The organism is Pantoea sp. SJZ147 (assembly GCF_007828605.1).
GTDB classification, from domain to species: Bacteria; Pseudomonadota; Gammaproteobacteria; order Enterobacterales; family Enterobacteriaceae; genus Pantoea; species Pantoea allii.
Genome location: NZ_VIVB01000010.1, coordinates 147,272 through 160,497 on the forward strand (window position 1 = coordinate 147,272; position 13,226 = coordinate 160,497).

General features: G+C 54.2%; 8 protein-coding genes. 6 read left to right on the plus strand and 2 right to left on the minus strand.

Annotated features, from left to right (window positions below):
* Positions 1–8 precede the first annotated feature (8 nt).
* The 6 genes from FBY13_RS15630 (at position 9) to FBY13_RS15660 (ending at position 10,761) form a co-directional block, all read left to right on the plus strand.
* A complete protein-coding gene (locus tag FBY13_RS15630; RefSeq protein WP_145394574.1) occupies positions 9–3,815 on the plus strand; it encodes a cellulose biosynthesis protein BcsC in 3,807 nt (1,268 codons plus the stop codon).
* Complete coding sequence (gene bcsD / locus FBY13_RS15635) at positions 3,815–4,261, plus strand: cellulose biosynthesis protein BcsD (RefSeq protein ID WP_096012921.1); 447 nt, start codon at positions 3,815–3,817, stop codon at positions 4,259–4,261. Before FBY13_RS15630 ends, bcsD begins: the two co-directional genes overlap by 1 nt.
* A gap of 9 nt (positions 4,262–4,270) precedes the next feature.
* Complete coding sequence (locus FBY13_RS15640; protein ID WP_063877870.1) at positions 4,271–5,278, plus strand: glycosyl hydrolase family 8; 1,008 nt, start codon at positions 4,271–4,273, stop codon at positions 5,276–5,278.
* A gap of 205 nt (positions 5,279–5,483) precedes the next feature.
* Positions 5,484–7,499, plus strand: coding sequence for a biofilm formation regulator HmsP (gene hmsP / locus FBY13_RS15645; protein WP_145394575.1), 2,016 nt, complete (start codon positions 5,484–5,486; stop codon positions 7,497–7,499).
* A gap of 218 nt (positions 7,500–7,717) precedes the next feature.
* Positions 7,718–9,007: a dicarboxylate/amino acid:cation symporter gene (locus FBY13_RS15650; RefSeq protein ID WP_172823917.1), complete on the plus strand. Its 1,290-nt coding sequence runs from the start codon at positions 7,718–7,720 to the stop codon at positions 9,005–9,007.
* Positions 9,008–9,252: 245 nt separating this feature from the next.
* Positions 9,253–10,761, plus strand: coding sequence for a pitrilysin family protein (locus tag FBY13_RS15660; protein ID WP_063877874.1), 1,509 nt, complete (start codon positions 9,253–9,255; stop codon positions 10,759–10,761).
* Positions 10,762–10,765: 4 nt separating this feature from the next.
* On the opposite strand, the gene FBY13_RS15665 is transcribed toward FBY13_RS15660, so the two are convergent.
* Together FBY13_RS15665 and FBY13_RS15670 are read right to left on the minus strand one after the other, a co-directional pair.
* Positions 10,766–11,638: an alpha/beta hydrolase gene (locus FBY13_RS15665; RefSeq protein WP_063877876.1), complete on the minus strand. Its 873-nt coding sequence runs from the start codon at positions 11,636–11,638 to the stop codon at positions 10,766–10,768.
* 567 nt (positions 11,639–12,205) lie between these two features.
* Positions 12,206–13,138, minus strand: a complete 933-nt coding sequence (locus tag FBY13_RS15670) for a sugar kinase (protein ID WP_096012925.1) — start codon at positions 13,136–13,138, stop codon at positions 12,206–12,208.
* Positions 13,139–13,226 lie beyond the last annotated feature (88 nt).

Below are 13,226 nucleotides of genomic sequence, written 5' to 3' on the forward strand. Positions count from 1 at the left end.
CCATAATAATGAATAAAAACCAAATCAGTGCCGGTATCTGTCGTGCGTTGTTACTGGGTAGCGCGCTCTCACTGTCTCTGCCGCTGCAGGCGGCGGAGAGCAGCAATCCAGCGTTACAGGCGCTCTTTGATCAGGCGGCTTACTGGCATCAAAAAGCCCATGACGATCTGGCAAAAGCGTCGCTGCAAAAAGTGTTAATGGTTGAGCCGAACAATAGCCAGGCGCTTTATCTGCTGGCGCTCTATTCACAGCAAAGCGGTGACAGCGCAGGGGCGATGCAGTATCGCACGCGTCTGAGTCAGGTTTCGCCTGACGATCCGCACCTGTCTGAACTGGATAATGCCCGTCAGTTGCAGACCATTCCTCAGGCGCAGCTCTCTTTGGCTCGCCAGCAGGCAAGAAGCGGGAATATCGCGGCTGCCTTACAGACCTGGCGTAATACGTTCAGCGGCAATGAACCGCCACCCAGCGTTGCCGCCGAATATTACCTCACCATGGCCGGTGACCGCACGCTGCTGCCGCAGGCTATTGAAGCGTTACGTGCTTTTTCAGCGCAGCATCCGCAGGATACGGGTGCCAAACTGGCGTTGGGTAAGGCGCTGACTTATCAGGACGCTACCCGGCGTGAAGGCATTGACTTGCTCAGTACGCTGGCAAGCGGCAATCAGGATGCCGATCGTTCTCTTCGTCAGGCGCTGTTGTGGCTCGGCCCGCAGACGTCGGACGCGCCGCTCTATCAGACCTGGCAGCAGCGGCACCCCCAGGATAATGCGGTAATGGACTATTACCGTAAAAACGTGGGAGGGGCAGAAAAAGGCGCAGGTTTTAGCGCGCTAAACAGCGGCGACGTGAACAGCGCGCAAAGCAATTTTGGAAAGGTGTTACAGGCCAACCCTCAGGACGCGGATGCGCTTGCCGGAATGGGATATGTGGCACAACGAGAAGGTCGTTACCAGGACGCAGCGGATTATCTGGAGCGTGCGGCGCAACTGGGCGGCGATCAAAGCGCCGATCGCCAGAAGCAGGCAGCCGATGCCCGTTTTTATGCACAGTTAGCCAGCGCCCAGCAAGCATTGAAAAATGGCGACAGGGCACAGGCACTGGCGATCAGCGAACCGCTTACGCATGCAGAAGGCGAGAAGGGCGTGGCGGCGGGCTTATTCCGCGCCGACATTTTGCGCCGCAGTAATCAACCCGACCAGGCGGAGCAGGCTTACCGCGCGATACTGAAAAACGATCCCGATAACCGCAGCGCGCGCGAAGGGTTGTTCTATGTACTGCGCCAGCAGAACCGCAGCGCTGAAGCCAATACGTTACTGGCTTCGCTGCCCGAAAGCGTCAGGCAAAGTGTGGCACCGCGAGGCAGCAGCGTTGACCCGATTCGCCAGCAGGCGAAACGTCAGGTTGCGGCAGGTAATATCAGTGCCGCTATTGCAACACTGCAGCAGGGCATTCAACGTTATCCGCAGGACGGCTGGTTGCGTCTCGACCTGGCGCGTCTTTACCGCCAGCAAGGGAATACCATGCTGGCTGCGGGCGTCATGCAGCCGGTCATGCGCAGTGGTGCCAGCATCACAGAACGCTATGCGGGCGCGATTAACGCCAGTGAAAGCGGTGCCTGGCAGCAGGCAAGTTCGCTGCTGGCGCAGATCCCTGCCAGCGGCCAAACCCGTGATATGCGGGAGCTGGCCCAGCGTGTGAATTTCAATCTGCAGATGGCGACGGCCGATCAGTATCTGGCACAAGGATCGAATGCGGCGGCGGCAAACACGTTAAAAGCGCTGGCGGTGAATCCGCCAGATAACCCGGTTGATGCCGGAAACCTGGCGCAGAAGCTGGCGAAAGCGGGCGATATCACCACGGCGGTGGCCGTGGTGCGCGGTAATATGCAGCGCGGTGTTCAGGGTAATGTTGGTGATTATGCTACTCAGGTAGCCGTACTGAATCAGGCCGGCCTGGACAATGAGGCGCAGCGTTTTCTCAGCTTGCCAGAACTGCAGGCACGCAGCACACCAAAACAGCTGGCAGATATACGCGAAGGTTATCTGATTAACGATGTTGATCGGCTACGACAGCAAAAACAGTATGCCGCTGCCTACGATAAGTTGATTGGTGCACTGCAGCGCGATCCGCAAAACCGTGATTTGATGTTTGCCATGGCTCGTCTCTACCAGGACGGCAAAATGAACAAAGACGCGGGCGTGGTTTACGACTACCTGATGACGCAGGATACGCCCTCCCAGGATGCGCGCGTTGGGGCCATCAATGTCGCCCTGGCACAAAACAACGTGCAGCGTGCCAATGAACTGACCCGTGGCCTTACGCAGAGCCAGACACCACAGCGTCAGTTGCTGCTGGCTCAGGTTGCCGAGGCCAATGGCGAACATACGCAAGCCATGCGTTATTTGCGCGCTGCACGCGGGCAGATTATTGGTCTGCAAGGCGCACAGGCTGGCGCAACGCCTACCATTGGTGGACTGGCGCTGGCCGACAATCCCTTTATTGACCGCAGCACCTCCCCTGTTGGACACCCGCCGTCCAGTTATGGCACCGTGCTGCCGTGGCAGGTTGCCCCGGTCTCGGCAGAGGGATCGCAGGATGTCGCCGTTGCCCGTGCCAACACGGTTCCTTCGCAGCAGGCACAGACGTTGCACGACATTGACACCATGATGGAGACCCTGCAGGAGAAAACCGGCACCTGGGCGCAGGGCGCGGTACAGGTCCGCGGGCGTGACGGTGAGTCAGGGCTGAGTCAATTGACGGAAGCGAAAGCACCGTTGACCTTCTCCACCGTGCCGTTTGGCGATGTGCGGTTCAACTTTATGATGACACCGATTTCACTCACCGCCGGAAGCGGTGCAGGCGATGCCTGGCGTCGTTTTGGTACGAATGCGTTGGAACAGGGCAAAGTGGTCGCGTCCCGTGTTGCCAAAGTGGATGATGTCCCGAATGCCTCGACAGACTCGCAAAGCGCATCCGGCGTCGAGCTGAATCTGGCACTCCAGGGCGATAGCTACAAAGTCGATCTCGGCAGCACGCCGCTGGGCCAGGATCTCAATACGCTGGTGGGTGGTGTGCAATGGTCGCCGAAACTCACGGATTTCCTGACGCTGATTCTGACCGGTGAGCGCCGTGCGATTACCGACAGTCTGCTGTCTTATGTCGGCACGGAAGATAAATCCAGCGGTAAACGTTGGGGTAACGTCACCAAAAACGGTGGCAATGCATTACTGAGTTATGACAATGGCGATGCCGGTCTGTTTGTCGGGGCAGGGGCTTACAGCTACGTGGGGAATAACGTGGCCAGTAACAACAACCTGCAGGCTAATGCCGGTGTTTATGTCCGTCCCTTCTATGCTGACGATCGTGAACTCAAGGTGGGCATGAGTTTGTCGTGGATGAACTTCTCGAAAAACCTCAGCTACTTTAGCTATGGTCAGGGCGGCTATTTCAGTCCGCAGGATTACGCCTCGATTTCCTTCCCGATCGACTTCTCGCGCACGTTTGACGATCTTAAAGTCAATATTGGCGGTGCCGTGGGCTACCAGAGCTACAGCCAGGATAAGAGTGCGTATTTCCCGGGCGATGCGGGCCGCCAGGCACAGCTGGAAAGGCTGGCCGCCAGGGGCGATGTGAAAAGTGCCTTCTATGACGGCAACAGCAAAAACGGTGTAGGTTATAACCTGCATGCGGGCGCGGATTATAAAATTGATAAAGATGTCACGATTGGCGGGCAGCTGGGTTATGACACCTTTGGTGATTATAACGAGAGCACCGCACAGCTCTATTTCCGTTATCTGTTCGGAGAGAAGTAATGAGTGAAGCATTTGGCGGGGGAACCCACCCGCATCAGCCCGGCTGGTTTGATCTGGTCAGCGTACTGGTCGAAGGGATGATTGCCAACGCCGGTCAGGAGCAGGCAGAGGCTTTTCTGTACAGCATGGGTGAATCGCTGGCGGCGCGCTATCCTTTACCTGAATCGCGTACCGTGCAGGATCTTGAACGCGAGTTTAACCTGCAACTGGCCCGGTTTAACTGGGGATTTGTTCAGTTACAGCCGCAGGAAAATGCCGTGTTAATTAAGCATTATGCATTACCTGCAGGCGACAGCAATCAGCCGGCCGCACACTGGCAGTCGGCATTGGGCGCCATACTGGCGGGATTGTTTTCCGGCTGGCTTCAGGGGCAGGGCGGCAGCAAAGCAGTGCCGGTTGTGCTGGAACTGAACGATGGCAATACCATGCATTTTCGATATCAATAAGGTGCTCTGATGAGAGTTAAGCCAGTGTGGTCAGGTGTTCTGGTTTGTTTTATGGTGATGTTTTTCAATGCCCAGGCAATGGCAAATGGCTGGGATACGTATAAGAGCCGTTTTCTCCAGTCAGACGGACGCATTATTGATACGGCGAATAATAATGTCAGTCATACAGAAGGCCAGGGTTATGGCATGTTGCTGGCGGTAGCCTACAACGACCGTGCAACCTTCGATCGGCTCTGGACATGGACGCGTACCACCCTGCGCAATCCGCAAAACGATCTGTTTTACTGGCGCTATGTCCCCACCGCTCAGGACCCCATCGCGGATAAAAATAACGCTTCCGATGGCGATGTGCTGATTGCATGGGCATTACAACGTGCGGCGCAAAAATGGAATGTGGCCGACTACCAGCAGGCATCAGATCGTATTCAACGTGCGATAGTCAAACTTGATGTGGCGGACTTTGGTGGTTACACCGTGCTGATGCCTGGCGCGCAGGGATTCAATAAAAACAGTTATGTTGTTTTAAATCCCTCTTATTTCTTGTTTGTCGCCTGGCAGGAGTTTGGTCAGCGCAGCCATTTACAGGTCTGGAACAAGCTGATTGATGGTGGGATGACGCTGCTGGGTAAGATGCATTTTGGCAACAGCGATCTTCCACTGGATTGGGTTGCGCTGAATGCGGACGGTTCAGTGGCCCCCGCGGTCGGTTATTCGAACCGCTTTAGTTATGATGCCATCCGCGTACCGCTGAATATCTGGTGGTACGATCCACAAAGCCTGGCGCTGGGCCCTTTCCAGCGTCTCTGGCAGGGTTACGGTCGTATGAATACGCCGGCCTGGTTCGATGTCCTGGCCAATACGGCAGCACCTTACCATCTGGAAGGCGGCTTGCTGGCGGTGCGCGATCTGGTGCTCAACGAAACGGGCTACCTGAGTGACAAACTGGCGCCTGAGCAGAACTACTTTTCTGCCAGCCTGCAGCTACTGACCTGGATGGCTTATCAGGAAAAGCATTGATAACTGTCTGAAACGCAACGGCGGCATCCTTTCGTTGTTCGACACTGAAAGGATGCGGCTGTGGCAAATTTCGCTTTTGCTGTCTCCGCCTTTCTGAATCCTCTGCTTCCGCCGCCTTAAGCCACAAAAAAACGCTGCGATAGGATATACTTGACGCGCTTTTCTTGACGGATATCTACGCTCTTAGCGAGCCGGGAGTAAATTTTTGCGCGTAAGCCGATCACTTACGATAAAACAGATGGCGACGGTTTCTCTCATTGCGACGGTGACCATCAGCATTTTTATCGTTATTCAACTGTTCCATTTTGTGCAGCAGCGCAGGATTGAATACGCCCAGCAAATGGAAAATATCGCGCACACCGTGCGTCAGCCCCTGTCTGATGCCGTATTAAAAGCTGATATCCCTCAGGCCGAACGCATTCTTAACTCACTTAAACCGGCAGGCATTTTGTCGCGTGCGGATGTGGTGTTGCCGAATGCTTTTCAGGCGCTACACGCGAATTTTGAAAACGAAAAACCGGTGCCCAGGCTGGTGGCCCGCCTGTTTGAGCTGCCGGTACAAATCACGCTGCCGCTCTATTCGGTGGAGCATACGGGCTTACCCAAGCCGCTGGCTTATCTGGTGCTGCAGGCGAACTCATCGCGTGTTTATCAGTTTATCCTGAGTACGCTCTCTACGATGATTGTCACCTATCTGCTGCTGGCGCTGATCCTCTCCGTCTCCATTAGCTGGTGCATCAACCGGTTGGTTGTACATCCACTGCGGCGTATTTCACGTGAAATACAGGAATTGCCGCCCCAGTCGATTCTTACGCATAAACTGACGCTGCCGGCGGAGCACCGCGACGACGAAATCGGTATGTTGATTCGCAGTTACAACCGCAATCAACATGTACTGGAGTCCATTCATGACGAGATGAGTCGGTTAACAACGCATTTTGACGTCACCGACCTGCCTAACCGGGCGCTGTTTGTGGCGTTGCTGGAACAGTTCATCGGCTATCGACGGCAGGCCTTTAGTATCATGGTCATCCGTATTGAGACCTTACAGGAAGCGAATGGCGTACTAAGCGATGAGCAGCGCGATACGCTGATGTTGACGCTGGTCGAGAAAATTCGCAGTACGCTTGATGACCACACCGTATTAGCGCAGATCACCACCAGTGATTTTGTCTTGCTGATGAAATCGGCCAACACGCCGTTCCGCGCCCTGCGTCTGGCCCGCAATCTGATGATTCGCCTGAATCAACCTGTAAACCTGCATCAGCTACAGCTACAGCTGCGGCCAAACGCCAGTATCGGTCTGGCATTAAGCGAAGAGCGCGATACGACGGGCGCCGTTGAGATGCTGGACAGAGCGACCTCGGCAATGATGTCCGCGCGCCGGCTGGGGAAAAATCAGATCCTGTTTTTTGACGCTGCATTGACCGAACGCGCGCAAAAACGGTTGACCCAGGAACACGATATTTTACAAGGCCTGCACGACGACCAGTTTGCCCTCTACCTGCAACCACAGATCGATATGAGGACCGGTAACTTAGCCGGGGCGGAAGCGCTGTTGCGGATGCGTCAGGCTGACGGGAGTTACGGTTTACCCGAGGAGTTTATTGCCAGTGCCGAAGAAATCGGGGTGATTTCTGCCATTGGCCGTTGGGTGTTTGAAGAAGCCTGTCGCATTCTGGCGGGCTGGCAGCGCCATGGCATGACGGTGCCGCTAAGCATCAACATTTCAGCCGTACAGTTACGTGATGCCAGCATCGTCAGCCATTTGCAATCGCTGTTGGCGCGCCATTCTATCGCGCCGGGCTCGCTGGTGCTGGAGATGACCGAAACGGCGGAGATCGGCGATGCTGAACAGGCCATTTCCCTGCTACGCATGCTGCAAAAAACCGGTGTTGCTGTCGCGCTTGATGACTTCGGCATGGGGTATTCCAATCTCAACTACCTTCATCAGTTCAAGTCATTACCTGTTAACAAGCTGAAAATGGATCGCAGCTTTGTCGCCGCCTTACCCGAGGATGACACCATGGTTCGCATCGTTGCTGCCATCGCGGATATTATCGACCTGGATGTGATTGCCGAAGGCGTGGAAACCTGCGAGCAACGCGACTGGCTGCTTGCGCGTGGTATCACGATTGGTCAGGGCTATCTCTATTCTGAGGCCGTCCCGCTGGCGCAGTTTAACGAACAATGGATTGGCAAGCCGCCCCTGCACGAATAACCCTCTGATTCCTTGATTTTGCAAGAATTTTAGTTACAAAACCCCTTGCTGAAGCGTTTCAGTTCAGAATTACGCTTGTATCATTTCCCCTGACTTTGCAGCCCTGTATTAATCACGTAAACAGAGTGTTATTTTCTGTCAACTGTCTGGTCCGGCCTGCCTTGCCAGCCAGTCACAATAAAAAATCCGACAACATTACCCTATTCGTTAGTGGATACCTGTTTATGAAACTATTTAAAAGCCTTTATTTCCAGGTTCTGGTCGCCATTGCCATTGGTGTACTCATGGGCCATTTTTATCCAGAATTAGGTACCCAAATGAAGCCGTTAGGGGATGGCTTCGTTAAATTGATCAAGATGATCATCGCACCCGTTATTTTCTGTACGGTTGTGACCGGTATCGCCGGAATGGAAAGCATGAAAGCCGTGGGCCGCACGGGTGCGGTTGCGCTGCTCTACTTTGAAATCGTCAGTACCATCGCGCTGATGATTGGTCTGATCGTGGTTAACGTCGTCCAGCCTGGTGTGGGCATGAACGTCGATCCCGCGACGCTGGATGCGAAAGCCGTGGCCATTTATGCCCAGCAGGCCGAGCAGCAGGGCATCGTTGCCTTCTTACTGGATGTGATTCCGGGCAGCGTGATTGGTGCCTTCGCCAGCGGTAATATCCTGCAAGTATTGCTGTTTGCCGTTCTGTTCGGTTTTGCGCTGCATCGTCTGGGCAACACCGGCACCTTAATTTTCAACGTGATCGAAAGCTTCTCCAAAGTTATTTTTGGCATCATCAATATGATCATGCGCCTTGCACCTATTGGGGCATTTGGTGCCATGGCCTTTACCATCGGTAAATATGGCGTCGGTTCACTGGTACAGCTTGGGCAGCTCATTATCTGCTTCTATATCACCTGTATTCTGTTTGTGGTGGTGGTACTGGGGCTGATTGCGCGCGTGTTCGGTGGCTTCAGCATCTTTAAATTCATTGCCTACATTAAAGAAGAGCTGCTGATTGTGCTGGGAACCTCCTCATCAGAATCCGCACTGCCACGTATGCTGGATAAAATGGAACGGCTGGGTTGTAAGAAGTCCGTTGTCGGATTGGTGATTCCAACCGGTTATTCCTTTAACCTGGATGGCACCTCAATCTATCTGACGATGGCGGCCGTCTTTATCGCCCAGGCAACCAATGCCCACATGGATATCTTCCATCAAATCACGCTGTTGGTCGTGTTGCTGCTCTCTTCGAAAGGCGCAGCCGGGGTAACGGGCAGTGGCTTTATTGTCCTGGCGGCGACGCTTTCGGCAGTGGGACATTTACCGGTTGCAGGTCTGGCACTGATTTTAGGCATTGACCGCTTTATGTCCGAAGCACGTGCGCTGACCAATCTGGTGGGTAACGGTGTTGCAACGGTGGTCGTGGCAAAATGGGTCGATCAGTTGGATAAAAAACAGCTGGGCGACACGCTGGCGGGCAAAAATAAGGCAAAAAACCCGTCAGAATCGGCGATTTAACGCTTGAATGTGATTTAATCCTCTCAAATGCCCGCTGTCACTTGCCCTGACAGCGGGCATTTGGATAATAAACCCCACTTGTTTTTTTCAACGTTTTTCACTTCGTTGCGTGACATCCCGGTCTTCCTGTGGTCAAACCTGTTGTTAATGATCGGCAGCGCGAATCGGCAATGATCGGTCCGCTTATAAACGCGGCTAAACGTGCCAGTGATAACGATTTTTGAATTGTTTGAGTAGGGGTTCACATGCAGGGCACCAGAATTCGGCTTTTGGTTGGTGGATTAGTGCTGGCAGCGACCAGTTACGGTGTGCCAGCAGAAACGCTGCAACCTGATCCAGCCTGGCAACAGGGAAGACTGGATAACGGATTTAACTGGCAACTGTTGGCAACACCGCAACGGCCAAGCGATCGCATTGAATTGCGTATGGTGGTAAACACCGGCTCACTGGTAGAAAGTGCGCAGCAAACCGGTTTCAGCCATCTTCTGTCACGTCTGGCGATGGTGCATAACACGGCGCTGGATACTAACCAGCAGCGCGCTTTGTGGCAGCAGAGTATCGATCCACAGCGACCTTTACCGCCCGTTATTTCTTCGTATGATTACACGCAATACAACTTAAGCCTGCCTAACAACCGTCCTGAGCTATTGAAAGAAGCCTTGAACTGGCTGGCGGCCACGGCAGGGGATATGGCCATTACCAATCAGGTGGTGGACACAGCCTTGTCCGCTTCTGACCCGGTAAGAACCTGGCCGGCGGATACCCAGGATGTCTGGTGGCGCTATCGGCTGAAAGGGTCGGCATTGTTAGCGCATGACCCGGCTGAAAAACCGCGCGCGCCGGTGGACACCGCGCAGCTGAAAAGTTTTTACCAGCAGTGGTATACGCCAGATGCGATGACACTGTATGTCGTCGGTAACGTAGACAGCCGCAGCCTTTCCGAGCAGATCAACAAAGCGTTCTCTCCGCTGGAAGGTAAGCGCAGCACGCCAGCGGCGATGCCTACGCTGTCGCCTTTACCGCACGATCCCGTCAATCTGGTCAGCGGGGCATTAACGCAGGACAGGTTGTCGCTTGTCTGGGATACACCGTGGCAGCCCATCCGGGATTCGCAGAACTTACAGCGTTACTGGCGAGGCGATCTGGCGCGTGAAGCCCTGTTCTGGCACGTTCAGCGGGCCATGAGCAACAGGAAAGCACAAGGTGTGCAGGTTGGCTTTGACTGTCGGGTGCTGTACCAGCGCGCGCAGTGTTCCATCAATATGGACACGCGCAATGACAGTCTTGAACAGAACATGAATCTGGTCGCTCGTGAGCTGGCTGCCGTTCGCGATAACGGTTTGCCTCAGGACGAGTTTGATGCCCTGATGGCGCAAAAGCTGCTGGAACTGAATAAGCTTTTCACGACCTATGCCCGCACAGACACTGACGTATTGATCAGCCAGCGCTTACGTTCTCAGCGCAATTCAGTGGTGGATATTGCGCCAGAGCAGTATCAAAAGCTGCGTCAGGATTTCCTTGCTGGCTTAACGCGCGATCAACTGAATCAGGAGCTGCGTCAGCAACTCAGCCAGGAATTAATGATGGTGTTGATTCAGCCGGAAGGCGAAACCGAAACCAATGTGAAAAGCCTCAAGTCGGGCTGGGATAAGCTCATGACGCCGCCCGCGACAGCATCTTCACCGACGATCAGCAGTGATGCCAGCCAGCCGGAGAGCAGCGCCGCAGGTGACGCAGCGCCTCCGGCTTCCTGATCCCTCAGGTTTTTGCCCTGAGCCATTCGGTCACTAACATCGGCCAACTGGCGAGGGGCAAATCCGCTACGCCACGGATACCAAAACCGTGCCCGCCCTTCTGGTAGAAATGCACTTCAACTGGCACATTGTGTTCCCGTAATGCGCTAAAAAATACCATGCTGTTGTTAACGGGGACGGCATCATCATCGGCGGCATGGATCAGCAAGGTCGGCGGTACCTGATTGTGCACCCGGGTTTCAAGAGAGTAAGCATCAATGGCTTTCTGATCGGGCCATGCTCCTAATAAGCGGGTGCGTGCACCTTCATGGGCCAGACCGTCACGCATACTGATGACCGGATAAACCAGCACCATAGCGTCCGGGCGGGGTGAAAAGTTTTCAGCACTGTCCTGAACCGGATAGAGTTTCTCGGCGAAACGCGTACCCAGACTCGCGGTAACGTGACCGCCAGCCGAAAAGCCCATCATGACGATGTACTTACCGTTCAGCCCACGCTGTGCACGTTCACGCAGTACGCGAACGGCGCGCTGTGCATCTGCCAGCGGTGCATCTGGCCCTTCATGATGTCCGTCGTAGGGCAGGCGATAGGTCATCACGGCCAGCGTATAACCCATTGAAGTAAAAAAGGTGGCGAGCGCGCTGCCTTCACGATCGATCATGATGCGTTGATAGCCGCCGCCTGGCGCGACCAGTAACGTAATCCCATTAGATTCCACAGGGTGCCAGATAGCCATTTCCGGGCAGCGCACGCCGGTTGCCACGCGATCGTAGGGTTCGTACTCTTTTGCTGTATCCACTATCTGGGGCTGAGCACGAGAATCGCTGGCACCGGGCGCATCACCATTTGGCCAGATATTAATAATTTCTGTATTCATAGCTGTGTCCTGATGCGAGAGATGTTGTCGTTGTTTTGTTCGCGGCCGTGAAAACAGCATCCTGCTTTCGCTGTTTAAAAGATGGCTTCTTTTAGCCTAATCGTCCAACTTAAAACCGCGCAAACGCCGAGATTCAGACTATACCTGGCATCAGTGATATTGCGCTAACCTGATAATTTTAAAGGAATAAAAAATAATTAAGATTAGCGGCTATTAACGGACGAGGGCGGGATGGCGCAAGAATAAAACGGGATGACTGACTTAAGCTAAATGCAGGGGGTTTCATGTTGCCCTGACGGAAACGGCAGACATATTTCCCCCGTTTTTCTTTAAAGAAAGTGATGTGTTCCTGCGCGGCTCGCGTTGTGCAACTGGCAAGCCCGGCGCCGCTGAGCCAGAACTGCGGTGCTATAGGCTTGCATCGATCACCAGCCTGTCCCGATCGCCAGATTGCCAGAAGGATGCCCAGCCAGTCTCCCAGTCATCGCCTCCAGGATCGCGGAAGTATGTTCCCTGGCCACTTCATGAGGCTTTTAAGGTCTTCCCCTCCTGGGCGATGCGCGGCGATTACGTGGGCATCGCTTCCCGCGGGATAATTGCCCCACGAAACTGAATAACCGTGCTGGCTGTGAGATGACCGCGCAACGCGGCATCTTTAACAGATGCGCCCACAAGGCGTTGTGCCAGATAGCCCGCGCTGAACGAATCGCCGGCCGCGGTAGTATCGATTATCTTTTCTTTCGCCAGCGTGATTGACGGAACCTCGGTTACTGGCTGGCCTTCAACGGCAATCAGACAGGATTCTGCTCCGCGCTTGATAACAATCTCACTCACGCCCGCCTGACGCGCCCGTGCAATGACATCCTCCACAGGCTGATTGCCCCATAACAGATGCTCATCATCTAACGTCAGAAAAGCAATATCCGTATTTTCAAGCATTTGTTGATAGGCCTGGCGGGTACTGGCGTTATCTTTCCACAAGCGAGGCCGGTAATTATTGTCAAATATCACCTTGCCCCCGTTCTTGCGGCAGTTTGCAAGTAACTGCATGAGTGCTGCACGGCTCTCCTCAGGCAGAATCGCAAGGCTGATACCGCTGAGATACAGATAGTCGTAATGCTCAAGCTGCTGACAAATCGCTTTTGCCTCAGGGCCATCAAGCCAGTATCGGGCCGCCGCATCGCTGCGCCAGTACCAGAACGAGCGTTCGCCCTCTTCATCGGTTTGGATCATGTACAGGCCTGGCATTTTGTTTTCAAGCCGTTGAATCAGTCCGGTATTGACGTTTTCCTGCTGCCAGCTGGCAATCATTTGTGCGCTAAAGGGATCGTTCCCCAGCGCCGTAACGTAATCCACCTTGATAGTGTGTTGATCGACCTGCCGGGCAAGGTAAACAGCGGTATTGAGCGTGTCACCGCCAAAGCCGCGTTTGATGTTGTCACCTTTCTCGGATAGCTCAATCATGCATTCACCCATAATGGCGATGTTTATGTGCGTCATGGTTTCAGGCCTGTCGTTAACGTTTGCTTCAGTCTCGCGTTTGTCAGCGTTGTCGTCAACGTTTTAAAACGCCGTTTTAATTTAATTT